At 61.9% G+C, this 25,373-nt stretch carries 17 protein-coding genes and 1 pseudogene; 11 read left to right on the plus strand and 7 right to left on the minus strand.

Features of this window, described 5'->3' with window-relative positions; all coding sequences use genetic code 11:
• Positions 1-113: 113 nt before the first annotated feature.
• Positions 114-254, plus strand: a pseudogene (locus DFR51_RS12345) (SDR family oxidoreductase); the annotation flags it as partial.
• 105 nt (positions 255-359) lie between these two features.
• Here DFR51_RS12345 and DFR51_RS12350 read toward each other — a convergent pair.
• Together DFR51_RS12350 and DFR51_RS12355 are read right to left on the minus strand one after the other, a co-directional pair.
• Positions 360-1,541 (minus strand): MFS transporter, encoded by a 1,182-nt coding sequence (locus DFR51_RS12350; RefSeq protein WP_121051650.1) that lies wholly within the window; start codon positions 1,539-1,541, stop codon positions 360-362.
• A gap of 64 nt (positions 1,542-1,605) precedes the next feature.
• Entirely contained in the window at positions 1,606-3,009 is a 1,404-nt protein-coding gene (locus DFR51_RS12355; protein ID WP_121051652.1) for an aminotransferase, read from the minus strand.
• 205 nt (positions 3,010-3,214) lie between these two features.
• Here DFR51_RS12355 and DFR51_RS12360 point away from each other — a divergent pair, with 205 nt between their 5' ends.
• Entirely contained in the window at positions 3,215-4,129 is a 915-nt protein-coding gene (locus DFR51_RS12360) for a LysR family transcriptional regulator (protein WP_121052454.1), read from the plus strand.
• 37 nt (positions 4,130-4,166) lie between these two features.
• On the opposite strand, the gene DFR51_RS12365 is transcribed toward DFR51_RS12360, so the two are convergent.
• Positions 4,167-5,393: an acyl-CoA dehydrogenase family protein gene (locus tag DFR51_RS12365; protein WP_243445452.1), complete on the minus strand. Its 1,227-nt coding sequence runs from the start codon at positions 5,391-5,393 to the stop codon at positions 4,167-4,169.
• A gap of 257 nt (positions 5,394-5,650) precedes the next feature.
• Between DFR51_RS12365 and DFR51_RS12370 the strand changes: the two genes are divergently transcribed.
• Positions 5,651-8,134 carry a TonB-dependent receptor gene (locus DFR51_RS12370; protein WP_243446567.1) on the plus strand — a complete coding sequence of 828 codons (2,484 nt, stop codon included), beginning with the start codon at positions 5,651-5,653 and terminating at the stop codon, positions 8,132-8,134.
• 262 nt (positions 8,135-8,396) lie between these two features.
• On the opposite strand, the gene DFR51_RS12375 is transcribed toward DFR51_RS12370, so the two are convergent.
• On the minus strand, positions 8,397-9,116 hold the full coding sequence (locus DFR51_RS12375) for a Crp/Fnr family transcriptional regulator (RefSeq protein WP_121051658.1): 720 nt from the start codon (positions 9,114-9,116) through the stop codon (positions 8,397-8,399).
• A gap of 137 nt (positions 9,117-9,253) precedes the next feature.
• Here DFR51_RS12375 and DFR51_RS12380 point away from each other — a divergent pair, with 137 nt between their 5' ends.
• The 8 genes from DFR51_RS12380 to DFR51_RS12415 all read left to right on the plus strand — a co-directional run bounded on the left by DFR51_RS12380 (position 9,254) and on the right by DFR51_RS12415 (position 19,443).
• Positions 9,254-9,853, plus strand: a complete 600-nt coding sequence (locus tag DFR51_RS12380; protein ID WP_126494971.1) for a heme oxygenase-like domain-containing protein — start codon at positions 9,254-9,256, stop codon at positions 9,851-9,853.
• Complete coding sequence (locus tag DFR51_RS12385) at positions 9,850-12,420, plus strand: HWE histidine kinase domain-containing protein (protein WP_121051661.1); 2,571 nt, start codon at positions 9,850-9,852, stop codon at positions 12,418-12,420. Before DFR51_RS12380 ends, DFR51_RS12385 begins: the two co-directional genes overlap by 4 nt.
• Before the next feature lie 351 nt (positions 12,421-12,771).
• Positions 12,772-13,911 carry an alanine racemase gene (locus DFR51_RS12390; protein WP_121052456.1) on the plus strand — a complete coding sequence of 380 codons (1,140 nt, stop codon included), beginning with the start codon at positions 12,772-12,774 and terminating at the stop codon, positions 13,909-13,911.
• A gap of 94 nt (positions 13,912-14,005) precedes the next feature.
• Positions 14,006-15,508, plus strand: coding sequence for an N-acyl-D-amino-acid deacylase family protein (locus DFR51_RS12395; RefSeq protein WP_121051663.1), 1,503 nt, complete (start codon positions 14,006-14,008; stop codon positions 15,506-15,508).
• Positions 15,509-15,532: 24 nt separating this feature from the next.
• Positions 15,533-16,540 carry an N-acetyltransferase DgcN family protein gene (locus tag DFR51_RS12400; protein WP_121051665.1) on the plus strand — a complete coding sequence of 336 codons (1,008 nt, stop codon included), beginning with the start codon at positions 15,533-15,535 and terminating at the stop codon, positions 16,538-16,540.
• 130 nt (positions 16,541-16,670) lie between these two features.
• Positions 16,671-17,549 carry a MurR/RpiR family transcriptional regulator gene (locus DFR51_RS12405; protein ID WP_121051667.1) on the plus strand — a complete coding sequence of 293 codons (879 nt, stop codon included), beginning with the start codon at positions 16,671-16,673 and terminating at the stop codon, positions 17,547-17,549.
• A gap of 63 nt (positions 17,550-17,612) precedes the next feature.
• Positions 17,613-18,623 carry a histone deacetylase family protein gene (locus tag DFR51_RS12410; protein WP_121051670.1) on the plus strand — a complete coding sequence of 337 codons (1,011 nt, stop codon included), beginning with the start codon at positions 17,613-17,615 and terminating at the stop codon, positions 18,621-18,623.
• Positions 18,624-18,684: 61 nt separating this feature from the next.
• On the plus strand, positions 18,685-19,443 hold the full coding sequence (locus tag DFR51_RS12415) for an AraC family transcriptional regulator (RefSeq protein ID WP_121051672.1): 759 nt from the start codon (positions 18,685-18,687) through the stop codon (positions 19,441-19,443).
• Between the two features lie 6 nt (positions 19,444-19,449).
• On the opposite strand, the gene DFR51_RS12420 is transcribed toward DFR51_RS12415, so the two are convergent.
• Genes DFR51_RS12420 through DFR51_RS12430 form a run of 3 tightly spaced genes read right to left on the minus strand, consistent with a single transcriptional unit; the run spans position 19,450 to position 25,363 of the window.
• Positions 19,450-22,683 carry an LpqB family beta-propeller domain-containing protein gene (locus tag DFR51_RS12420; protein ID WP_121051675.1) on the minus strand — a complete coding sequence of 1,078 codons (3,234 nt, stop codon included), beginning with the start codon at positions 22,681-22,683 and terminating at the stop codon, positions 19,450-19,452.
• Complete coding sequence (locus DFR51_RS12425) at positions 22,680-23,945, minus strand: amidohydrolase family protein (RefSeq protein WP_121051677.1); 1,266 nt, start codon at positions 23,943-23,945, stop codon at positions 22,680-22,682. Before DFR51_RS12425 ends, DFR51_RS12420 begins: the two co-directional genes overlap by 4 nt.
• Positions 23,942-25,363 carry an amidohydrolase gene (locus tag DFR51_RS12430; protein ID WP_121052458.1) on the minus strand — a complete coding sequence of 474 codons (1,422 nt, stop codon included), beginning with the start codon at positions 25,361-25,363 and terminating at the stop codon, positions 23,942-23,944. Before DFR51_RS12430 ends, DFR51_RS12425 begins: the two co-directional genes overlap by 4 nt.
• Positions 25,364-25,373: the final 10 nt, after the last annotated feature.

Here is a 25,373-nt window from a genome sequence, read left to right on the forward strand (position 1 = left end):
AGCCATCTGGATCATAAAATCACCAGCGCCGATCACCCTCGGCGCAACGAGACCTGCTGGCCTTTTCACGCTACGCCTTCCCAACATAGGACGTTGTCGCGCGCGAGGCCGCTGAGCCGGCTGCGCTCAAGCGGATGCTCGAAGTCGAGGAAGTCGCCGATCCCATCGTGTTCCTGTGTTCACAGCTTGGAAGCGGGATCACCGGGGAATCGATCGCTGTCGACGGCGGCCTTTCGCGCGCCGTCTTCCTCTAAACGTTGGGGAGCGCTACCCCGTCACGGGTAGCGCTCCCCAATCGATTCATCTTGAGCGGAAGATGGCCTGATCGCGTTTCCGCCGCCGACCAATTCCCGATCAGGTTAATCCAGGCGCCGACCGCGCCGGATCGTGGCAACGGTTACCGCTACGCTGAGCGCAAGAACGATGCAGGATGCGTAGATCGCGACCGTGAACGAGCCGGTCACCAGCGTGGCGGCCGCAGCAGCCGGACCCAATCCTGTACCGAACGTCTGGATCGAACCCATCGCACAGACGACACGGCCACGACTGCAGGCTTCCGAACACAGGCCCGACAGCAATGGCTGGGCAAAGTTCCAACTGAACAGCATCAGCATGGTGGCGACGATGAAGGCTGTCGGCGTAACCTGGTCGCGATACAGCAGAAAGCTGGCAATGCCCGCCACACCGCTGATCACAAGAGGCCAGCTTCGCCCCCAGCGGCGCGGCAATATCCCCGCAAGCCCAGCCCCGACCACACCTGTCATGGTCCCGATCGAAAGGCCGTTGGCAATCACGTCCATCGGCAAACGGCTGGCCATTCCGATCCGTTCGGAATAACTCCACATGGCGCCCATTGCCAGGAACAGCAGGAACACGCCGAGCAACGCGCCTGACGCATACTTGAAGTCCAGCTTGCCTCCGCCAGAGAATATGTCCGGCTCGTCCTTGCTGCCATCGGGAAAGGCGCCAAGCGTCAGCATGACCAATGCCGCCAGTCCCGCGCTGAACATGAACACTGTCGCCGGCGAGACAGCGGACTGAATCGTGGGCAGCGCATAAAGAAAGGCGGAGCTCAGGAGCGCTCCGGTCACGAGATAGATTGAAAATGCACGGTCGGGGTTGCGCGCCCGGCCCAGAGCCGCGAACGCGAAGCCGATACAGATACCTTCCCCCGCGCCCGCGATAATACGGGCGGCAGCCATGGCGGGGAAAGCCTCGACCGCGGCGGTCACCAGATTGCCGGCGACAATGAGGGCAAGGCCAAGTCCCACCGCCACGCGCCATGGCGCCTTCGCCAGCGCAAAGGTGCTGAGCCCAATCGTGACGCCCATGGCGTTGATGTCACATGCAGCGAGGTAACCCAGCTGCTCGTCATCGAAACCGGTCTTCTGGGCAATCACGGCCAGAAAGCCAGGGGTGATGAAGATTACGAGGGCACCGACGAGGCCGACCAGTATCGCGCTGACCAGCCCCCACCGTGTTAGGCGTTCGGTACCTTCTTCAGCAGCAGCCATGCCAGCGATGGCGGTTTTCAGTTCCATACCGCACCCCTCCCCCGGGACACCAACATCGCACAATCCGTGCACAAAACGTCGGACGCCCGGTTCAGGACTTCAGCACGTCATCTACGGCCAGCGCGAACTTGTCGACAATCTCGTCCACTTCGGTGCGGCTGATGATGAGCGGCGGCGCGAAAACCAGCGTGTCGCCAAGCGCGCGCGTAATCAGCCCTCGCTCGGCGGCAGCCTTCAGCACCTGCCGTCCGGTGCGGTTCGCCATCGGGAAGGTCTGTTTGGTCCCACGGTCCTGCATCAGCTCGATCCCGAGCATGAGGCCTTTGCCGCGTATATCACCGACATGCGGGTGCTGACCCAGCCGATCACGGAGCGACTGCATCATGTAGGGGCCGACATCAGCAACGTTCTCCACCACCTTGAGGTCGTCGATCAGCTTGAGCGCCGCCAGAGCCGCGGCCGCGCCGACCGGATGGGCCGAATAGGTATAGCCATGGCCGAAGACGCCCACCTTGTCCGCTCCGGCTTCGATCACGTCCCATACCTTGGGCGAGATGAACACGGCCGACATCGGAAAATAGCCTGAGGTCACACCTTTTGCCGAGGTGATCAGGTCGGGCTCGTAGCCATATGTCTGGCTGCCCCAGTAGGTTCCGAGACGACCGAAGCCGGACACGACCTCGTCGGCCACGAGCAGGATGTCATGCTTCTTGAGGATCGGCGTGATCTCTTCAAAATAACCCTCCGGCGGCGGGATCAGTCCGCCGGCGCCCATCACGGCTTCGACAAAAAAGGCGGCGATCGTGTCGGGGCCTTCGCGCTCGATCAGCGCTTCCAGTTCCTTGGCCAGCTGGCGCGAGAAATCGCGTTCAGACATGCCGTCCGGCGCGTTGCGATAATAGTTGGGCGCGCTCACGTGGAGGATCGGTCCCTTGGGAAGATCGAACAGCGTGTGCATCCCCGGCAGCCCGGTCAGGCTTGCGGTGGCGACGCCGGAGCCGTGATAGGCGTTCCAGCGGGCTATGATTTTCTTCTTCTCCGGTTTGCCGCGCAGATTGTTGTAGACCCAGATCAGCTTGAGCTGGGTTTCGTTGGCATCGCTCCCCGAAGCGCCAAAGAACACGCGCGACATGGGCACCGGCGCCCTTGCGAGCAGGGCTTCGGAGCATTCAGCGACAACATCGCTGCTCATCCCGTTGAAGGTGTGGAAAAACGACAGGCGCTGGCTCTGCTGCGCGATGGCATCGCAGATTTCCTGACGGCCATAGCCCAGGTTGACGCACCAGAGCCCGGCCATCCCGTCCAGATATTCCTTGCCATTGACATCGCGGACGCGGACGCCAGATCCTGAGGCCATAACGGTCGGCCCCTCCGCCTTCAGATCATTGATTGATGTGAAAGGATGAAACTGGCTGCGCTGGTCCTGTTGCGCGACGTGCGAAAGCTGGGTGGCCACGTGAAAATCCCTTTCTTGTCGTCGACCGAATCGAGACATGCCTATTTTTTCACCTAGGGTCCTCGCTTAAAGTCGCTCAAAACACAACAGTGTAAATGATTATGATGTGATTTTTGCATATTCGTAACAATAATGATTGGGAAGCGGGTCGCACGCAGGGCGATGCGGGATCATTCGCATTGACACGCCAACCGCGGTGAAACACGGAGTAAATATGGAAGACAGACCTGACCTCGGAAACGTGATGGCGATGATGTCGTTCGCCGCAGTCGTTAGCAGCGGGGGCTTTTCGAATGCCGCCAAGCTGCTCGGCTATTCCAAGGCTGCGGTCAGTCGTCAGATCGCGAAGCTGGAACAGAACATTGGCGTGCGCCTGCTGGATCGCACCACACGATCGGTCACACTGACCCCGGCTGGGCGCGAAATGTATGCGCGTTGCGCCCGCATCGTCGATGAAGTGAACGAAGCGAACCAGATCATCACGGGCATGGTTTCCAAGCCCCGCGGCGATCTGAAGGTCAACGCGCCGGTTGTGTCCTCGCTCTTTGAACTGACCGCGATCATTCCCGGGTTTCTGAAAGCCTATCCTGACGTACGCCTGTTCCTGAACCTGTCCGACAGCAAGGTCGATTTGCTCAAGGGGCGTTTCGATGTTGCCTTCTGGATGGGCGACCCGTTCGATGCGAGTTTAGAGTCGGTGCAGTTGCGCAATTACCCGATGGTCCTGGTGGCAGCGCCGGAGTATCTCGCTCGCGCTGGCTGGCCCTCCACGCCTCACGACTTGAAAGAACACACATGCATCGTGGAAACACATCTTTCCAAGGTTGGTGAGTGGCGCCTGTCCGACGATGTCACCGTTGCCGTGAACCGCGGACCGCTTACCAGCAACTCGGTCCGCATGGCACGCGAGGCTACGCTCGAGGGCCTGGGCGTGAGCTATCTTCCGCGCTTTCTGGTCGAACACGATATCAACGCCAAACGGCTTGAGCCGCTCCTCGAAGACATCGTCAACGAGAGCATAACGCTGCACATCATCTTCCCGCGCGGGAATTTTGCGCTCTCAAAGGTCAGGGCCTTTGTCGATTTCGTCCGCAACGAAATGCAACACCATGGCGGAACGGTGCTGGATGCCAATTTGGGCCTTGCCTCGGCAATCTGAAACCGCCCAACACAGGGTAGCGGTCAGATGCCTGGCATCAAAGATCCATGCAATCGTTCTCAAACCCAAAGGTCAGGCCGCCCAGATTGCGCGCATAGGGATAAGGGTTGTTCGCCACATGGGCGCGCGCGCAATGAATGTCCAGAAACGCCCTCTGGATGACATTGCCCAAATAAATCGCTTTCCCGCCCGAAAACAGCATCAGCTTATCGATCGCCTCCACACAGCGAGACACCATCGTGGTTGTGTGATGACCCAGCTGTGCGCGCCGCTCGATCGGCCAGTCTCCGCTGAGTGCACGGCTCTCCAGCTCGGCCAAGTCGCTCGCCAGCCGCAGTTCGAGGTCGGTGAGCGTCAGCGTGACATCGGCCACGGCTTTCTGGATGGTGGTGTCGGCCGCCAGTCGCGCCCCCGTATAAGTTGCTCGCTTCTGCCGTGTCGCTTCGACGAACGTATCAAGAGCGCGTCGCAATGAGCCGAGCGAAGTGGTCGAGACGGTGCGATTGAAAAGTTGCGCGAAGGGAATGCGATACAACGCCGCCGTGTTCTCCGCATGCCCGGGGCATGAAAGATTGAACATGTCCCTTTCCCGGATAACGCGATGCGCCGGCACGAACGCATCCTCCACGATGATGTCGTTACTACCGGTTGGGCACAGCCCCATCACATGCCATGTGTCCATGATCTGGTAGTCGCTGCGCGGGACAAGAAAATTGTAGGGCTCCGGCACACCATTGCCGTCTTCGGCAATCATGTTGCCGCCCAGAATAACCCATTGGCAATGCTCGGAGCCGCTGGAAAAGGCCCAGCGCCCGCTCAAACGATAGCCGCCATCCACCTTCGTGGCCTTGCCGGTCGGCATGTAGGACGAGCTGATAAGAACCGAATTGTCGATGGACCACACGTCCTCGGCCGCTTGCGGATCGAACAGGGCGAGCTGCCAGTTGTGCACCGCGACGACACCATAGACCCAGGCGCTTCCCATGCATCCCTCGGCCAGTGTTTTGGCGATCTCGCAATAAACCGCCGGGGACATCTCGAAGCCGCCGTAGCGCGCCGGCTGCAGGACCCGGAAAAAGCCCGCGTCTCGAAATTCCTGGATCGTTTCAAACGGCACCTGCCGGTTTCTGATCGCATCGGCTTCGCGTTCGCGCAAAACCGGGATCATGGCTTTCGCCCTGTTCACGAGGTCCGCCACACAAGGCCGGACGGCCAGATCACTATGAGTCGCCGCCTCACCGGCTGCCGTTGAAACCATGGACATTCGATCCCTTCCCTCCCTGGCGAATCACTGATCGCCCTCCATTCGCTCGGTCTCATTTTAACACAGAGAAACAATGTCGGTCAAAACAGATTGATTGTTACTTCATTGGCATGCTTTGAAATGACAAATTATATTATTTTTCAATATATTATCTTCATTTTAATCCATCCAAGGATTCACAATGAACCTCTCCTGCGGGCAGAAATTTACGTTCCCTTTTTGCAACAATCATCAGATATTGCCATTGTCTGTAAACTATGAGATACCTTGCGGCGGAGGTTCAGGCAGAAAACTGCCGGACAGAGGGTTCGTTCAGCGAGATATGGGGGATAATCACTATGCTACATGCCATGGGCGCCAAGCGGCGCGCATCTCTTCTTATAGCGTGCACGGCTTTGACCATTCCGACGATGGTTGCGGCTCAGGACGCGGAACTTGAAAAAGCGGATGAAGGCTTGGCCGGCGAAATCATCGTCACGGCCACCAAGCGCAACGAAAGCCTGCAGCGGGTTCCGGTCTCGGTCAGCGCCTTTTCCGGCGAACAGATCAATCGCCTGGGCATCAGTGAAACAACGCAGATCACTCAGCAAATTCCGGCGCTAAGGGTGAACGCGTGGTCCCCGAATCTCACCATCTTCAGTCTGCGCGGCATTTCGCAAAGCAACTTCACGGACAATCTCGAAGCACCTGTCGCAGTCTATCAGGACAACGCCTATATCGCTTCCATGAACGCCCTCGCGGGCCAACTGTTCGACATCAAGCGTGTCGAGGTGCTGCGTGGTCCGCAGGGGACGCTGTTCGGTCGTAACGCGACCGGCGGTCTCATCCACTATCTGAGCGAAGACGCCAGCCGGGACGATTTCAACGGCTATGTGCAGGGCGAATACGGCCGGTTCAAGGATCGCTCGATCGAAGCCGCAGTCGGCGGCCCGCTGCTGGAGGGCGTCCGCTTCCGCGCCGCCGCCCGCGTCGAGAAAGCCGATGGCTACATCAAGTCACGCGATACCGATGCGACTGACCTTGGCTTTGGAATCATTCCAGGAAGCGGCCAGGATCTCGGCGGCAAAAATGGCTGGGCAGCGCGCTTGAACATCCAGGCCGATCTCTCCCCAGACGCCAAGCTGTCCCTCTGGTACAAACATTCGGAGGATAATCACGTCGCTACGGGCGGTTACGCCTTCGAGAATTGCGATTTCCTGCCCAATGGCTTTTGCGACACCAACGCCGCAGGGCTGAGCGACGCCACCAACGGAGTCCTCAACGGCATTACAGGCAATCCAGCTTCGCCATACGAACATTTCGGCGAACGGCCCGGGAGGCTCGATCGCGTCATGAACAGCTATCAGGGTCAGCTTGACTGGGCGCTGGGGGATGTCGAACTGACTCTCATCACCAACTATTTGGAGATGGACAAGCGCTACGCCGAAGATGGCGACGCCCTGCCGCTCGTCATTGTCAACGTCGATAGCGCTGTGGATTTCCGCCAGTTCTCGCAGGAAGTCCGGCTGAGCGGCGACACCGACATGCTGAAATGGCAGGTCGGCGCTTATTATCTCGACATGAAGTACGACGGTAATCACGCCGTGACGGGCGCGCCGATCACCGATCTGGCCATAGCTGGAAATGGCGGCTTTTCTTTGCCGACCGTCGATCAGCTCTACAAGATCGATTCCAAGAATTGGTCGCTCTTTGCCCAGGGCGACCTGCACCTGACGGATGAGCTTTCGCTGACGCTGGGAGGACGCTACTCGAAGGACAACAAGTCGATCGACTATGTCAATGTGCTGAGCGACCCGACTTTTGCGGCCCAGCCAGACCCGATAGTCCTATTTACTGATCAGGATCTGGCCGCAGTGGTTCCCGGCGTAAATCGCGAGAGATATGGCGACTGGGCTGCCCGCGTGTCGCTCAATTATCAGGTCACTCCCGATACCCTGCTGTTCGCTTCGTGGAACCGCGGCATCAAAGGCGGCAACTGGTCGCTCTCGTCGAACATTGCCCCTCAGGGCTTCCGTCACCGCCCTGAGACGCTGAACAGTCTCGAAGGCGGCTTCAAGACCAGCCTGCTCGATCGCAGCCTGCGTCTCAACGGCACGGTCTTCCATTACATGTACGACGACTATCAGGCCTTCTCGCTGGCCGGAGGCGTGCCGCAGGTGTTCAACAGCGATGCCCGCTCGACCGGTGCTGAACTGGAAGCCTTCTGGTCGCCATCCAAGAACTTCGATGCCGTGCTCGGCGCGACATGGCAGACCTCGAAGGTTGATAGCATTCCGGGGACAGTGCAGCAGTCTGCGCCGGAGGTATTCCCGGGCGCGCCGGACTCGCAATATTGCGTCAACAATAGCGGCGTGTTCACCTGCACCTTCCCGCAGACCACGATACGCGATGCAAAATTTCCGAATTCTCCGAAGCACAGCTTCAATTATCTGCTGCGTTACAATGTCGATGTGGCGGAAGGCAACATCGCCGCGCAGATCGATGGCGTGTGGTATGATGATCAGTTCCTTGAAGTGACCAACGGACTCGGTTCGCTGCAAAAGAGCTACAACGTCACCAATGTGTCGCTGACCTATCGCCACGATCGCACGGGAATTTCCCTCACGGCCTGGGGACGCAATGTGTTCGACAAGCAGTATCGCGCCTATGTACTCAACCTGGGCATCCTGGGCGTGACGGCGCTTTACGGCCCGCCGGCCACTTACGGAGCCACGCTGCGTATCCCCTTCGGGGCAAACTGACTTGGCGAAGCCCGATCGTCGGAGGAGGTCGTATGGAGCAGACAGGGGTGCCTATCGTCCCTTCTGCCACGACCAACTCTGACGTCGGGAAGCTGTCCAATGTTCAGTGACGGGCGTGGCATTTGATTTCGGCATTTGCTGCGCAGGTTGGTTATAAGCCAATCAGCCTCGCCTGAACGTGATCCGGACGCCATCGTGAAGGCGTCTCGTTCCGAGCATAGCCGGAGCGCTCTGGCTACCCTTTTCGCACCAAGCCGAAGTGCTACATCTCGTCGGGGTAAACACCTTTTAAGACACTATCGAAATGGTACTTAACATTATCATTGCAGTCGCAAGATATTGATCGCATCCTCTCCAAGTTCTCCAGATGCACCCTCTTTCTGGAGACGGAGATAAGGCCGTCTCTTTTCATCGCGGCGATCACTCGACTTATATAGCTGCGACCAATTCCCAGCATTTGCGCAAGCTGATCCTGCGTCATTTCAATCGTGAGCGTCCCGGATCTTTCGACGGTGGACAACATCCACTTCGCAGCCCGCTGGTCGATGGTGTGTCCCGCATTGCAGGCCGTCGTCTGAAATATCTGGGCCATGAGGCAGTCGGCGTACCTGGCAAAAAGGTGGCGGATCGTTAGAGACTGGATTTTCAGCTCCTCGAGCCGCTGCGACTCCATCACCAGGAAATGGCCGCCGTTTTGAACGGAACATCGCGCGTAAGCTGGTAGCCTGCCTTGGCTGACGATCCCGCCGATTGCGCCTTCCCGGCCGATCAAGGCCGTTTCGACCCCCTTGCCGTCCGGCAAGCCAACAAAAAACCCTGCCATCGCGGACCCGCACGGGAAATAAACGGACTCGACATGGTCGCCGGGGTCATAAATTGTTGTGCCCGTTGCAATCTGGAGTTCCCGAAGATGTGGCCCGAGAAGCTCAAGGTCGGAGGCCTTGAGAGCGTTCAAAAGATTGTTTTCAATTGTTTCTATCATTACACCTTCACCATCCTCCTGTCTTGTTTTGTAGGAACAGCGTTGCGGCCCGATTGGTTCCAAAAGTGTCCACTAGTGGGCAGACCAAGCAGTGTGTTTTGTATATCAGTGGACATTCGGCTCGTGTGGAGTAGAAGGTGACGCTGCTTGTCGATACAGTTCCTCAGGAGTCGAACTCTGCTTCACAGCGGGGACTTCGAGCGTTTCTAAAGACAAAAACTGCAGAAACTCACGATACTCTAGACAATATCTTTGCAGGTTTTTGCCTTGACGAAGAAAAGGGTTATCAGGATTTCTTGTCGGCACATTATGTCGCCTGGAGCGCAATGTCCCCCTATTGGGTCGATGCGCTGGCCAATACTCTTGAGATCCAGGCGCCCGACTATTCAGCTTTGCTCGCAGCCGATTTGGAGGATATGCGCGATGGCGGAGCAGAAGCGCTTCCGACCCTTTCCGTAAAGCAGCCTCTTTCAGACGCGGGTCTGGCGTATGTGTTGGCCGGATCGCGGCTTGGCATCGGTGCGATCGCGCGCCGGCCGACCTGGGGCAACCTGAACCGCTGCGCCAACCGCTTCATCTCCGATTCACAGGGCATTGATATTTTTCGGCGCCTGACCGCTTATTTCGACGGCCCTCACGGTCACCTTATCGACCGCGATATGGCCTTGCAGTCTGCACACGACTGTTTCGATGCATTCGCCGCTGCGGCGTATCTGGTAAAAGACCTGAAGAAATGACCAATTCGCCGCCCACCGACACTACTGTCGACCTTTCGTCCTGCGCGTCCGAACCGATCCACCTGATCGGGCGCATCCAGAGTTTCGGCTATCTTATCGCCGTATCCAGCGACTGTATCATCAACCACGTCTCGACCAATTGCGAGCGTTTGTTCGGCTGTCCGGCAGAGGCGTTGATAGGCACGCCTGCCAGTCAGTACATTTCCGCCGATGCTCTTCACGACATTCGATCCCGCCTGCAGGTGCTGGGGGCGGGAGATTCGGTTGACCGGCTCTTTGGTCTGGACCTGACGGGCTCCGGGCAGTTGTTCGACGTTGCCGTTCATGCCACCAGCCGATCGTTCGTGATCGAGGCAGAGCCGGTTTCAGCAAACCGCCGGCAGGACTATGTCTCTTATGTGCGCCCGATGGTCGACCGCATGCGCGAATTGGGGTCGGTCGAGGAAATCTGCAATCTGGCTGCTCGGCAATTGCGCGCGCTGACGCGGTTTGACCGGGTGATGGTCTATCGCTTCGAAAAGGACGGCGCCGGCGAAGTGATCGCCGAGAGCAGGAATGGGAACGTCGATGGGTTCTTGGGACTGCATTTCCCGGCGTCCGACATCCCCGCCCAGGCACGACACCTATATACGCGCAACTTGCTGCGCATCATTTCCGACGTCGACGATCCCACGGTTCCGATCGTACCCGCAACCAATCCCAATGGAGAGCCGCTTGATCTTTCGATGAGCGGGCTGCGCGCGGTCTCGCCGATCCATATCGAATACTTGCGCAACATGGGCGTGAAGGCATCCATGTCCGTATCGATCATGAAGGGTGGCGAATTGTGGGGGCTGATGGCCTGTCACCACTACACCCCCCTGCAACTCGATTACGCCGTACGCACGGCATGCGAACTGTTCGGCGAGTTCATGTCGTTCCTGCTCGAGCAGACCGAACTGCGACAGATCAATACGCACAAGAACCTGGCGCTGCGCCTGCATGACGAAATCATGGCCCGCGTGGCAACGGGTGCGAGCATGATCGACGCTTTTGACGGCTTCTGTGAATCGATCAGCAAGGTCATCCCCTACGATTCCATCGCCGGCTGGATCGGCGGAGAACTCGTCAGCCATGGCAAGGTCCCCTCCAAGGAGGAGTTCGCGAAACTGGTCCCCTTCCTGAACACGACAGGAACGAGCCAGATTTGGCAAACGGACAATTTGGCCAGAGTTTATCCCGCAGCCGCCGCGTTCGGTGAAGATTGCGCGGGCATCATGTCGCTGCCGGTTTCGCGTCGCCCCCGCGACTATATCGTTTTGTTTCGCAAGGCACAGGCGCAGAGCGTGAAATGGGCAGGAAACCCGCAAAAGCCGATCGAATATGGACCAAACGGCGCACGCCTGACACCGCGCAAGAGCTTCGACCTGTGGAAGGAAGAACGCGAAGGTTACAGCGCACCGTGGACGGACGAGGAAGTGGCGACGGCGGAGAGCCTGCGGGTTACCCTTCTCGAAGTGGTGCTGCGGATGAGCGATGCAGCGCAGCAGGAACGAGACAAGGCAAGCAAAGTCCAGGAAACGCTGATCGCCGAGCTCAATCACCGTGTCCGCAATATCCTCAACCTGATCCGCGGTCTGGTCATACAAAGTCAGGAAAGCAATCAATCCAAGGAAGAATTCGCCGAAGTCATCGGCGCTCGGATATACGCGCTGGCGCGTGCGCACGACCAGGTCACCAAACTCAATTGGGGGCCGGCTTCGTTGCAGAAGTTGATCCTCACGGAATGCGAGGCCTATGTCAGCGACAAGCTGGACCGGATTGAAATCACGGGCGTAGACGCGATGATCGAGCCTGCGGCCTTCTCGACGCTGGCGCTTGTCTTCCATGAACTGATGACCAATTCATGCAAGTATGGCGCCCTGTCGGATCGGCATGGCGGCATCACCGTTTCCATCACGCAATCCGCATCAGGCGCAGTGGATATTGTGTGGACTGAGCGGGGTGGCCCCGCTGTCACGCAACCGACACGTCGCGGGTTCGGGTCGACAATCCTGGAGAGCACAATTCCGCACGAGCTCGGCGGCAGTTCGTCCCTACGGTTCGAGCCCGAGGGGCTTGTCGCCGAGTTCTCGTTGCCAGCCCGCCACATTGTCGAAACCGCCGCCCTGGTTGCCGATGCTCCGAACGAGATCCTGCCATCCGACCACAACAGCAATCCCCACCTGTTGTCCGGAGATGTTCTGATCGTGGAGGACAACCTCATCATCGCGATGGAAACCGAGCATAAGCTTATGTCGTTGGGCGCCGCTCACTGCCATATCGCAGGAAACACCTTCGCCGCCCTCGATATTGCGCGAAAGACTCGCCTGAGCTTCGCCGTACTCGACGTCAATCTGGGCATGGAGACATCCGAAGCGGTGGCGGCCTACCTGCTTGAAAACGATGTGCCGTTTGTGGTTGCAAGCGGTTATGGGGACGAGATCGCGAACAACCCTGCTTTGAGCCAGGCCGAGCGGGTTATGAAACCTTACTCCGAGATAGAACTCTCTGTCGCCATCGCCAAATGTAAGTTGATCGACGCATAGGCTCGGTGCCGACTGTCAAAAGTTCGGCTCCCGTCTGCGATTGCAACCCCCTTGGTGGAGAAGGGCGCACGCCGATCATCCGATTCCGTATCGAGACAGATGGTACCAGAGTGGCCGAACAAATCTCCCACGGAATGCACGACGCGCCCCAGTCCAAATCTCGTACTTCATGATCTCCACATGAGAGCGGCGCGTCCTTGCACGCAGGTGATCGCCAACGCCCTTGTAAATGTACCGGCATCGCCGCAACGGAGATAAAATGTGGTCTGCGCGGCGCAACATCTTGCTGCGCCCGCACGATTTCTGTGACAACAGAGCGCCCCTGATAGAAAAATGCCGTTCAAGGACGATATGACACCCTCCCCACAATCATTGCTCCAAGCACCGACGCCCGCATTGGTTCTCGATGAGGCCCGCCTCACTGCAAATATTCGCCGGATGGAAGACCATCTCGCGCCCTTCGACGTCGTCTTCCGTCCGCATGTCAAAACGGCCAAATCGCCGGACGTGCTTCGTACGGTTTTTGGCGGTACCGGGCCGATCACTGTGTCGACGCTCCTGGAAGCCCAAATGTTCGCGGAGGCAGGCTTCGACGACATCCTCTATGCGGTGGGCATCGTTCCAGCGAAGCTGGATGCCGTCCGCACGCTGGCGGATGCGGGCGTCCGTATGCAGATCATTCTGGACGAAGCGGATGTCGCACACGCGGTCGCGGATACCATCGCCGGCAACAGCGGCATTACGGTGCTGATCGAAGTGGATTGCGACGGCCATCGTTCCGGCGTCGCGCCGGAGGCGGACGACCTTCTCGTCATCGGCCGCACTTTGGCCGATGCGGGGCTGCTCTGCGGCGTCCTGACCCACGCTGGCGAAAGCTACAGTTGCCAAGGCGCGGATGCGATTGCCGCCCACGCGGAGATCGAGCGCGCCGGTCTCGTGCGCGCCGCGGAAAGGCTGCGCGCGGCGGGGCTTCCCTGCCCTGTCGTCAGCATGGGCTCGACCCCGACGGCATTGTTCGTGCAGGCGCTCGACGGGATCACCGAGGTGCGCGCGGGCGTGTATATGTTTCAGGATCTGGTGATGGCCGGGATCGGCGTCTGCCAGCCAGAGGAGATCGCGCTTTCGGTGCTTGCGACCGTGATCGGCTATCAGAAGGCGCAGGGGCGCCTCGTCATCGATGCAGGCTGGATGGCCATGTCGCGCGATCGCGGCACGGCGGCGCAGCGTGTCGATCAGGGCTACGGGCTCGTTTGCGATGCAGGTGGCACGATCATCGGCGATCTCATCGTCACCGGTGCCAATCAGGAACACGGGCTCGTCGGGCACCGCGACGGCACACCCCTCGATTTCTCCGCCTATCCGATCGGCACCCGCCTGCGCATTCTCCCCAATCATGCCTGCGCCACCGCAGCACAGCATCCCGCCTATCTCCTTTCCAACCGTGACGGCATGGTTAGGGCTCGTTGGCCACGCTTCTCCGGCTGGATGTGATCGCGACTTGCGCCCTCCCGGCCCTCATGTCAGAAAGATAACAATGACAAGATTCAGGCGACTATCCGAACATCGCCGCTAGGAGAGAGCCCTCATGATTCGATCGGTGCTGCGTGCCGCGCTCGTTCCCATGGTCGCGCTTTGGGCGACGGCCTCCGCGGCGGAGAATTTTGTCATTGTCGGCGCAACGGTCGTCGACGGCACAGGCGCTCCGGCACACAAAGCCGACGTTCGGGTCAAGGACGGCCGCATCGCCGCTGTCGGCAAGCACGCGCGCAGCAAAGGTGTTGCTGTCATCGACGGCAGCGGTCTCGTGCTCGCACCCGGCTTCATCGATACGCACAGCCACCACGACCGTAATCTCGATGCGCACCGCGATGCGCTCGCGGCGGCGGCGCAGGGCATCACGACAATCGTCGTCGGGCAGGATGGCGGCGGACCATTACCCGTCGCCGGCCTGTTCGCGAAGCGCGAGGCGCAGCCCGCGGCTGTGAACGTCGCCACGTACATTGGCCACAACAGCGTCCGCGATGCCGTGATGGGTGCGGACTACAAGCGCGTGGCGACCCCCGCCGAGGTTGATCGCATGGTCGCCGTCGTCGAGGAGAACATGCGCGCAGGCGCACTCGGCCTTTCGACCGGCCTCGAATATGATCCGGGCATCTATTCAGACCCGTCCGAGGTGATGGCGCTCGCGCGTGCCACCGCGCGCCATGGCGGACGCTACATCAGCCATATGCGCAGCGAGGATACGCGTCTCGACGCCGCGATCGACGAGCTTCTGGAGATCGGCCGTACCGCGCACCTTCCCGTGCAGATCTCGCACTTCAAGATCGCGATCGTCGACCGCTGGGGCGAGACCGCCCCCCTCCTCGCGAAGCTCGATGCCGCGCGCCGCGCAGGTATTGACGTGACGGCAGACGTTTACCCCTACACCTATTGGCAATCGAATCTCGAAGTGCTGTTGCCGAAGCGGGATTTCACCGATCTTACCGCGGCCGAATTCGCGCTCGCGCACATGGCGCGGCCGGAGGATTTGCGCCTCACCCAATATCCCGCCAACCCCGCCTATGTCGGCAAGACTGTTGCCGACGTTGCCGCATTGCGCGGCGTGCCCCCGGCGCGCGCCTATCTCGACCTCATTGTCGAGGGCGAAGCGAAGGGCATGTCGAACGCGGCCATGGGTCGCTCGATGGCGGATGACGATGTCGCTGCGCTCATCGCCTGGCCGCACAGCAACATCTGCTCGGACGGCGGCATCGAGGATGCGCACCCGCGCGGCGCTGGCGCCTTCCCCCGCGTGCTGGCATGGATGGTGCGCGAGACCGGTCGGCTGACGCTCGAAGAGGCTGTCCACAAGATGAGCGGACTTGCCGCCGATCACGTTGGCATCGCAGACCGCGGCCGCATTGTAGTTGGAAAGGCTGCCGATCTCGTGCTGTTCGATCCGGCAACCGTCGCAGACCGCGCGACGATTGAAAACCCCACCGCCCTCCCCGTCGGAATCCGCACCGTGTGGGTGAATGGCATCGCTGTCGTCGAGGCCGGCACCCCCACGGGCGCACTGCCCGGCCAGGCGATCCGCCGGGCCAACTGAACCTCCCACCGGAGACCGAAACCCATGCAACCACCATTTCTGCTCTTTCTGGGCACGGCTCCCGATATCGGCTGGGCCAAGACCGCCTCGGGCCTTGCTGAATGGCGCGCGGACGACTGCGCGGGCCAGTATCGCATGGAAGGTTGCCTGGTCGATCTCGGCCTGCCCGACATGACCTTCGCCGAAGCCACTGCGAAGGGCGTGCGCACGCTGGTGATCGGCATCGCCAACGACGGCGGCTACATCGCCCCCGAATGGATCCCGCACATCACGGCGGCGCTCGCGGCGGGTCTCGATGCTGCGGCCGGGCTGCATCAGCGCCTTGCCGATCACCCGGAAATTTCCAAAGCCGCGCAGGCGCACGGACGGACGCTGCATGATCTCCGGCGTCCGCAGCAAACGTTCAAAACGGGGACAGGCAGGAAGCGCTCCGGCCGCCGTATGCTGATGGTCGGCACGGATTGCGCCGTGGGCAAGAAATACACCGCGCTCGCCATCGATCGCGAACTCCGGCGGCGCGGCGCGGCCTCCACCTTCTGCCCCACCGGCCAGACCGGCATCATGATCACGGGCCGCGGCATCGCGATTGACTCGGTCGTTGCCGACTTCATCTCGGGCGCGGCGGAATGGCTCTCCCCTGATGCGGCGCCGGATCACTGGCACGTCATCGAGGGCCAGGGCGCACTGCTTCACCCCGCCTATGCGGGCGTCACGCTTGGCCTCGTTCACGGCAGCCAGCCCGACGCACTCGTCATCTGCCACGAAGCGGGACGCCGGGAGATACAGGGCTATGAAGGCCAATATGCCTGCCCTTCGCTCACCGATGCTCTCGCCGTTCATGTCGCCGCTGCAAGGCTTACCAATCCCGATGCGCGCGGTATCGGCATCAGCCTCAACACCTCGCTTCTGAGCGAGGATGACGCCCGCGCTGCGATCCGCGACGCCGAAGCGGAGCTGGGGCTCCCCGCGTGCGATCCGATCAGGTTCGGACCAGCGCCCATCGTCGATCACCTGCTGGATGTGTTCGCGTGAGGGCGCGCGCCAGAATTCTCCGCCCCGGCGCTTTCTACGTTTCCCGCACCTCGCCCATCATGGGATGACAACTCTGTCGCGAATGTTATTCTGAAAACATTCGCGACAGAGTTGACAGAGCGAGAATGAGATGAGCGACCTGTTCGCGCGGCTTGAGGCCGAGAATGCGAGTTATACGGCGGCAGAGCGGCAGATCGCGCTGTTCCTGCTGAACAACCGCGAAATGATCCCGTTCGAAACGGCGGCGTCGATCGCACAGCGGCTCGATGTCAGTGCGGTAACAGTCGGGCGGTTCTGCCGAATGCTTGGCTTTAAGCATTTCCGGGAGCTGAAAGAGCACCTCCGCATGTCCGCGCATCTGCCGTGGCTCGCCGGGCAGGCGTTTCAGGATTTCCTTTCCGACTTCACCGACAGCGACAAGCGCCGCCGCACGCTCGAACGAGAAATCGAACTGCTCGTCGCCGTCTATGAGCGCAGCCAGCACAAGGTGTGGTCGGATACAGTGGCGCTGATCGCGCGCAGCAAGCGCGTGCAGATCGTCGGCTTTCAGACAGAGCGCGGACTCGCGGCAATGCTCGCGCACAACCTCCAGTATGTGCGCCCCGGCGTGGAATTGATCGACAGCGCCTCCGGACATTTCGCCGACGTGCTCCTCGAAGACCCTGGCGACCGATGCCTCGTCATCATCGATGTCCGCCGCTATTCGCGCACATCTCGCCATCTTGCTGAGCGGGCCGCGGAGGCGGGCATTCCGCTCGTCATTATCACAGATACGCTTTGCGACTGGGCACCGCGCCTCACCACCCATGTGCTGGCCGCAGACAGCGACGGCGCGCTTTTCTGGCAAAGCGCGGTGCCGATGACGGGCCTTGTCAACCTGCTCGTGAACGATATAGTCGGCCACGGCGGCGGCCGCGACGTAGAGGATCGGCTGGAGCGGATCAGTGCGCTCTACGATGATTTCGTAGGCTTCGTGCGTCCGGCGCGAACGCGCGGAGGTGAAGCATGATAGGCATCCCTGCGACGGTCAGGGGGCTTTTCGGCACGCCGTGTTGAGTGCTATCTGCCGGGCATGATCTCCTTCTTCGATGAGCGCCAGCTCAGCCACACGCCGCTTCGCGAACTGCACAACGGCACATGGACACCCTATGCCGAATGTGCCGACCGCGCGCGCAACATCCGGGCAGCAGTCGGCACCCCGGCACCAGCGCGAGACTTCGGCATGGCGCCGATCGAGGCGATCCACGACGCGGACTACCTCGCCTTCCTGAAGGGCGCACACGCTGCATGGCGCGCCGCGGGACGCGAGGACGATGCGATTGGCTACACGTGGCCCGTCGTCCGCCGACGCAAGCTGTCGCTGGACCGCATCGATGCACGCCTCGGCCAATACAGCTTCGACGCCTCGACACCCATCGCGGAAGGCACGTGGGATGGCGCCTACTGGTCCGCACAGACCGCGCTGACCGCACTTGACGCCGTGCTCGGCGGCGCGCGGACGGCTTTCGCGCTCTGCCGTCCGCCCGGGCACCATGCCGGCGCCGATTATCTCGGCGGCTATTGCTATCTGAACAACGCCGCGATCGCCGCGCAACATGCGCACGCCGCCGGCGCAGGACCGGTCGCCATTCTCGACGTCGACTATCATCACGGCAACGGCACGCAGGATATTTTCGAAGCACGCGGCGACATCTTCTTCGCGTCGATCCACGCCGATCCGGTGACGGACTATCCGTTCTATTGGGGCCATGCCGACGAGACCGGCATTGGCGACGGTGCAGGCACGACGCTGAACATTCCCTTGCCGCGCGGAACGCGGATCGACGCGTATCTTGCCGCGCTCGACTCCGCCCACGCGCAGATCAGCGCGTGGGGCACCCGCTTCCTTGTTCTCTCGTTTGGCGCGGACACGTTCTCGGGCGACCCGATTTCGCATTTCGCGATCGAAACGGAGGATTTTTCGGCAATCGGCGCGCGCATTGCCGCCATGGGCCTCCCCACCGCGATCATCATGGAAGGCGGCTACGCCGTCGGCGATCTCGGCGGCAACGTCGCGCGGTTCCTCTCGGGTTTCCCAGACTAGGCGACCTTGCGGGCGCGGCCAGACAGCAATAGTATTAGGCCTGTTTATCGGAAATGGGCCAATGAAGCGGAGCACGGATTACCCCCTCGAACTCAGGCCCGTCATGGGCTTCGAGGATAATTATCCGGCAGGTTTCGTCGATCCCTTCCATTCGCACGATCGCGCGCAGCTCTCTTATGCCAACTCCGGCGTGATGCTGTTCATCACGGATCATTCGAGCTTCGTGCTTCCGCCGCAGCGTGCGATCTGGCTTCCCGCAGGCATGCGGCACAAGGCGATCTGCCGCGGCCCCGTGAACATCCACACGGTCTTCATCGATCCAGATATTGAATACCTGCCGCACGCCTGCCGCGTCTTCGAAGTCTCGCCGCTCGTGCGTGCGCTCATCCAGGAGGTTTTCGGCTTCCAGCCCGCCTATGACGAGGAAGGCCGCGAGGGGCGGATCGTCCGGCTGCTGCTCGAAGAAATCCAGCACATGCCGAACATCCCGGTGATGGCGCGCATGCCCTCGGACAGCCGCCTGCTCAGGGTCTGCCAGGCCATTCTTGATGACCCTGCGGACCCGCGCGACATTGACGACTGGGCGCACCTTGCGAACATGGGCCGACGCACCTTCACGCGTCTGTTCAAGCAGCAGACGGGCATGGGCCTCGCCACATGGCGGCAGCAGGTGCGCCTGATGGAGGCTCTGTCGCTGCTCGCGTCGGGCGTCTCGGTCACCAACGTCGCTTATGATGTTGGCTATGAAAGCCCGAGCGCATTCACCGCGATGTTCCACCGCTCATTCGGTGTCCCGCCGAGCCAATACGTCAGCGGCTGAGCGCCCTCACCTTTCAGCAAACCACGACGTTTCGTGCGCCCGTGTGCGCGGCCAGACCTCGTCCAGCGTCGCGCCGTCGTAGAGGCGGCCGTTTTTCATGACCTGCGCGATGCGCCGCGCATTCCGGATATCCGTGCGTGGATCGGCATCGAGGATGACGAGGTCGGCATATTTGCCCGCTTCAATGCTGCCGAATTGAGCATCGCGTCCAATCGTTTTTGCCCCGCCGATCGTCGCCGCGCGCAGCACTTCGGTGGGGGTCATTCCGCCCATCGCGTGGGCTTCCATCTCCCAGTGATAACCGATGCCGGGCAGCTCACCGTGCGCGCCGATGCCCACTGTGCCGCCCGCACGCTGGATCGCCGCCGCGCCTGCGGCGACCGCCGGGAAGCTGTAGTCTGAATCGATGTGCCAGCGCTGCGAACGCATTTTCGTATCGGCCGCGAAGTGCGGCGTGAAGCGGCGGTATTTCGGGTCGTCGTGCTGGTTGTCGCGCGCGATGAAATAATCCTGACCCGGCGGGCCGCCGTGTGAGATCATCAGCGTTGTCGTATAGGCGCTGCCGCTGCGCGCGACGAATTCGATCATGTCTTTGCCAAGTGGCGTTACCGGAAAGGCATGTTCGCTGCCGCCGTAACCGTCGATGATCTGGCTGAGTTCGAGCTTCAGCGAAAGCGCGCCTTCGGTTGTGGCGAGCATACCGAGTTCCTGCGCGGCCATCGCGATCCACTGGCGCACGCGGCGATCGCCGGCACGATATTCCTTGATGTTGAACGTGCGGTAGTGATCGCGGTAGCGGCGCAGGACAGCGCGCACCTCATCCAGTGAATTGAACCGGTTGAACGAGAACAGCGCCGTGCCGGTGGAGGGCATACGCGATCCGATCGCAAGCCCGGCATCGATCAGATCCTCGTAGGCAAGCCCGTCGATCGTGAGCGTCGAAGGGTCGAATGCCGTCGTTATCCCGTAGGCGAGCCGCGCCGCCGGGCCCCACGGCTGCATATCCAGCACATCGCGGCGCACGTCCGCGACATGATCATGCGTATCGATGAAGCCCGGTACGATCGTCTTGCCGCGCACATCGCGAACGACGGCATCCGAAGGAACAGCAATCGACCCGCGCGCGCCCACCGCCGCGATCCTGTCGCCATCGATCAGGATATCCGCATCCTCGATCACCGCGTCGCCGTTCATCGTGATCGCGCGCGCGCCGCTCAGCAGCAGACGCCCGGATGGCGTATCGCGCGGCACCTCCACAACCATTTCCGTCGTCGTCGGCTTCCCGCCATCGAGCGGCATCCGGTAAAAGGTAGATCCGACCGCCCACGTGATCGTGCGTCCGCCATCCGCCCAGTCCAGAAAATCGGCGCCGACATCGGAAAGCCGACGGCGCGAAGGATCGGGCGTCAGAAGGTCAACCTTGCCGTCGGGATTCCCCCGCAGATCGACGAGGTGCAATTGCTGCGCGATGATCGCGATGGCGTGCGTCCCATCCGGACTGATGCGGACATCGTCGACCGGCACCGGCCCTTCAACGAAATAATAGCCCGGCCCAACGATGGAGACCACACGACGACGCTTCCCGCTCGACAAGTCGACCGCATTCAAACCATCCGCGAATTGCAGATACGCCTCGCCGGGACTGGCCGCGAAATGCGGTTTGCCGCCCATCGTATCGGTCAGAATCTCGCGCGCGGGCCCGCCCGCCACGGGAAGCGACACGAGCGTCGCCTGCCGCTGGTTGCCGAATTCCATGTAGGTGAGCAGGCGCGCCGCCTGCGAGGAACGCAGCGCGAGAACGGCGGTGCCGTCCGGCGTAAACACGGGGTTCGTGTAATAATCGGCCGCGGCGCTCAAGCGGCGCGGCGTACCATCAAGCGGCGCAGCCCACACATGCCCCGCGCCCTTCGCGGTCCACGTGACAAAGGCGAGGCTCCTCCCGTCCGGCGACCATGCCGGATGGAATTCGGGATCGCCGCCGGACGTCAGGCGGCGCGGTTTCGCGCTGCCGTCCGCAGGCATCAGATACACACGGCCAAGCGCGGAGAACGCAAGCGTGCGCCCATCCGGCGAGAGCGCAGGCGTCTGGATCAGCCGCGCGCGAACCGGGCCGGTTTCCTGGCGAATATCGGGCGCCTGCAAAGCGCCCATTTCCATATCGACCTTCGCGCTGAAAGCGATGTTCGTTCGCGTTCCCGATGCAATGTCGATGCGTTCGATCCGTCCATTGCCGCTGATGAGGAGCGCCTTGCCGTCGCGTGTGAAGGCATAGCCGGGAAACAGATCCTGCCATGCCGATGCCTCGGTCACATCGCGCTGCACGGGAAATGCGAGCTGCCTGTCGGCACCCGTCTCGAGGTCGCGCACATGAAGCGCGGTGCCGCCATCGCGGCGCGTCGCATAAGCCAGCGTCTTGCCGTCCGGCGAGACCACGGGCCGGAAGAATGCGCCCGCGGGCCCGCCGCGCCGGTTCGCCGGTTCAGGCAGGATCACGCTTTCCGCGCCCGTCGCGAGATCGCGGCGCCGGATCGTCCATTCGGGAACGCCATCGAAACCTGCGCTGCCGGAAAGCGCCGCGAAATAGAGATACCTGCCGTCGGGCGAAACATTCACATCAATCGAATGCTGGAGGCTGCCGGTCGCCTCGTCCCGGCTCGGTCGCACCAATGTTTCCGCGCCCCCGGAGACGGGGTGCTTCCACAATTCGTAGGCGCCGCGATCGGGGCGGAATCGCGTCGCATAAATCGTGCTGCCGTCCGCACTCCAAGCTGGGGACATGAGCGGCTGGTCGCCATCGCGGTAACTGATCTGCCGCGCGCCCGATCCATCAGGGCGCATCACCCACAGGTTTTCCGGTCCCGAACGATCGCTGACGAACGCGAGCCACTTTCCGTCAGGCGAAAACACCGGCTGCGTTTCGAAAGCCATACCGCGCGCGATCGGTTTTGCGCGCCCGCCCGACACCGGCATCACATAAAGATCGCCCAGGATGTCGAAGGCAATCGTCTTGCCGTCCGGCGACAGCGACAACGACGCCCAGGTCGCCTCCTGCGTTTCGAAGGCGATGTGCCGCGACGGCTTCATGGGCAGCGTTTGCCCGGGCGGCTGCGTGCGCGGCATCGTGGCGACCGGCACCGCGGTCTGCGCGCTGGGTGCCAACATGGGAAGCCCGAGTTCGCCGGGTTCGTGCGCAGCGGAGGGCCACGCGATCAGTGCGCCAAGGAAGAGAAAACGTCTCATCGGTATGCCGGTGGCAGAGGTGTTTCTGCGTCCGGCCGATAGCGTTCGCGCAGCGCCGCCTGCCGTGATGTGTCCGGCGCCTCGCGCCCGCCGATCAGCACGATGGCAGGGCCGGAGGACGGCTCCAGCGGATCGCCGTCCCAGATCACGAGATCGGCGGCCTTGCCGGGCGCGATGCTGCCCTGCCGCGCGTCCACGTCCCATATCTCGGCGCCACTGCGCGTGATCGCAAGCAGCGCGGCCGCGTAGGGAAGCCCATGCGCGGCGGCGATCCCCGCCCCTTCACGCAGCGCGGAGCCCGCATTGTAGCTGAGATGGATGCCGAAACCGGGCACGGTGAATGCAATCCGCACGCCCGCATTCGAAAGCAGCGCGGCATTATCGAGGCGCGCGCCGATCTGGTCGTAGCTGAGCGGCAGATTGAGCATAGGATCGAGAATAACCGGAATTCGCTTTGCGGCGAGGTCCGTCTTCGCGCGCCACGCCTCCGCGCCGCCGAGGATGACGATGCGAATGCCGTAATCATCGGCGAGCGCAATTGCCTGCCGGATATCCGATTCACGCTCGGCGGCGATCACCAGTGGAATGCGCCGGTCGAGCACGGGCGCAAGGCTCGCGCGGTCGAGGCGGCCGAGCAGGCGCTCGCGCGGATCGATGCCCTGCGGTGCGCGCGCCTCGTCGAGCGCATTGCGGACGAGCTGCCACTGGGCCGCCCGCGATCCGCCCGCCTGCTCCGACGTGCCGCTGCCGACGCGAACGAAGAGCGCCGCCTGCGCGCGATCGAGAATGTCACCGTCGGGTTTCAGATGGACAAGCGCGCCGCGCCCCTGAAACGGCGCAGCGGCGGAGCCGCCCGGAAACACCATCGCCTCGGCCACGCCGTCCGCGCGCGCCTGCGCGACGAGCGCCGAATTGGCGTTGAGCGCGTACTGGATGTCGAATGCCGCGCCGAGCGCACCGCTTGCGACCGACTGATCGTTGGTCTCGCGCGCGCCCGAAACCTCGGTGAGCCCGAGCTGCGTCGCGGCATTCACAAGGCCCGGTGTCACGATGCGGCCCGCCGCATCAATCACCCGTGCACCGGCGGGAACAGAACCCGCACCCACAACGGAAACGACCTTCCCGTCACGCGCCACGATCGTCGCATTTTCGATCGGCGTCTCCGCCGTCATCGTCCACGCGCGGGCGTTCACAATCGCGACGGTTTCCGCATGCGCGGGAAGCGCCACAAACATCGCGAGGGCAGCAAGAACGGGTTTCATCGCGGCGCGGCCTCCGTGCGGCCGATCTCGAAATCGCGGCGCGGCCGGTATGCCGGGTTCGCACGATCGTAGACGAGCGCGCCATCGATATAGACCCGGTCGGCGTGGCTGTAGATGCTGAACGGATCGCCGGACCACAGCACGAGATCGGCATTGTATCCGGGCGCTAGCGTGCCGATACGGTCGTCCAGACCCATCGCCTTCGCGGGGTTGCTCGTCACCCAGCGGATGATCGTTTCGGGCGGCAGGGAAACGCCCGCGCGGCGCCCTGCACCCGCGGCCTTCGCGGCCTCGATCGTGAGGCGCTGCCCCACCTGCGGCGAATCCGAATGCATCATCGCGCAGACACCTGCAGCCTCCACGAACGCTGCATTTTCGCGGATCGCGTCCTGCGCTTCCACCTTGAAGCCCCACCAGTCGGACCAGACCGCCGCGCATGTCCGGGCCTCGCGCAGCATCGCGGGAATCTTGTAGGCTTCGGTCGCGTGGTGAAACGCCGCGATCTGAAAACCGAATTCGCGCGCAAGACCCAGCATCACCGCCATGTCGTCCGCGCGGTAGCAATGCGCCTGCACGCGGATGTCTCCGGTGAGCACGCCTGCGAGCGTTTCAAGTTCGAGATTGCGCGGCCCCTTTTGACCGCCGCCCTTGCCCCGCGCATCGCCGCGAGACTTTTCGAGATAATCCTGCGCGGCGGAAAAAGCCGTGCGGAACATCGCGAGTTCGCCCTGACGGCTGTTCGGCGCAGCCCCGCGTCCGCCGTAATAGAGTTTTGGATTTTCACCGCAGGCGACCTTCAGACCCTGCGGCGCGTCCGGAAACTTCATGCCCTGCATTGTGACGGCGGGAACCGTCTTCAAAACCACAGAGCGTCCGCCAATGATCGTCGTGGATCCAGGCAGAATCTGCAGCGTCGTCACGCCGCCCGCAAGCGCACGATCAAAGGCGATATCCTGAGCATTCACCGCGTGCTCGATCCACGTCTCGGCGGCATTGGGATCGCTGATCTCGGTGACGTCGGAGCCATGCTCGTCCACCGACGTCAAGGGCACCACGAAGGTGCCGTTGTGGCTGTGCACGTCGATTATGCCGGGCGTCACCCATTTGCCGCGCCCGTCGACGACAGTTGCGCCGCCTGCATCGATATTGCGGCCCACGGCGACCACGCGCCCATCCCGCACCAGCACGTCGGCTGCGTCATGGCGACCACCGGCGCCATCGAGGATCGTGGCGCCGGTGATCAGCATGTCCGCGCGCGGCAGCGGCCTGTACGTGCTCGGCCACGAGTCCGTCGCGGACGGAGAAAGCGGGGAGGATTGACGCTCCTCCTCCTTTTTCTTCGCGGCGACCGGGGACGCGAAGAGGGCTGCGGCGGCAAGCGCGAGGATGACATGGCGCCGCGTCCCGCGTCTGTTCATGTCATCCCCC

The organism is Sphingosinicella microcystinivorans (assembly GCF_003634215.1).
Taxonomy (GTDB): Bacteria; Pseudomonadota; Alphaproteobacteria; order Sphingomonadales; family Sphingomonadaceae; genus Sphingosinicella; species Sphingosinicella microcystinivorans.

Coding starts and splice junctions, on each gene's coding strand:
- DFR51_RS12350 (WP_121051650.1), bottom strand. CDS start 1,541: ATGGAACTGAAAACCGCCATCGCTGGCATGGCTGCTGCTGAAGAAGGT.
- DFR51_RS12355 (WP_121051652.1), bottom strand. CDS start 3,009: ATGTCTCGATTCGGTCGACGACAAGAAAGGGATTTTCACGTGGCCACC.
- DFR51_RS12360 (WP_121052454.1), top strand. CDS start 3,215: ATGGCGATGATGTCGTTCGCCGCAGTCGTTAGCAGCGGGGGCTTTTCG.
- DFR51_RS12365 (WP_243445452.1), bottom strand. CDS start 5,393: ATGTCCATGGTTTCAACGGCAGCCGGTGAGGCGGCGACTCATAGTGAT.
- DFR51_RS12370 (WP_243446567.1), top strand. CDS start 5,651: ATGAGATACCTTGCGGCGGAGGTTCAGGCAGAAAACTGCCGGACAGAG.
- DFR51_RS12375 (WP_121051658.1), bottom strand. CDS start 9,116: ATGATAGAAACAATTGAAAACAATCTTTTGAACGCTCTCAAGGCCTCC.
- DFR51_RS12385 (WP_121051661.1), top strand. CDS start 9,850: ATGACCAATTCGCCGCCCACCGACACTACTGTCGACCTTTCGTCCTGC.
- DFR51_RS12390 (WP_121052456.1), top strand. CDS start 12,772: ATGACACCCTCCCCACAATCATTGCTCCAAGCACCGACGCCCGCATTG.
- DFR51_RS12395 (WP_121051663.1), top strand. CDS start 14,006: ATGATTCGATCGGTGCTGCGTGCCGCGCTCGTTCCCATGGTCGCGCTT.
- DFR51_RS12400 (WP_121051665.1), top strand. CDS start 15,533: ATGCAACCACCATTTCTGCTCTTTCTGGGCACGGCTCCCGATATCGGC.
- DFR51_RS12405 (WP_121051667.1), top strand. CDS start 16,671: ATGAGCGACCTGTTCGCGCGGCTTGAGGCCGAGAATGCGAGTTATACG.
- DFR51_RS12410 (WP_121051670.1), top strand. CDS start 17,613: ATGATCTCCTTCTTCGATGAGCGCCAGCTCAGCCACACGCCGCTTCGC.
- DFR51_RS12415 (WP_121051672.1), top strand. CDS start 18,685: ATGAAGCGGAGCACGGATTACCCCCTCGAACTCAGGCCCGTCATGGGC.
- DFR51_RS12420 (WP_121051675.1), bottom strand. CDS start 22,683: ATGAGACGTTTTCTCTTCCTTGGCGCACTGATCGCGTGGCCCTCCGCT.
- DFR51_RS12425 (WP_121051677.1), bottom strand. CDS start 23,945: ATGAAACCCGTTCTTGCTGCCCTCGCGATGTTTGTGGCGCTTCCCGCG.
- DFR51_RS12430 (WP_121052458.1), bottom strand. CDS start 25,363: ATGAACAGACGCGGGACGCGGCGCCATGTCATCCTCGCGCTTGCCGCC.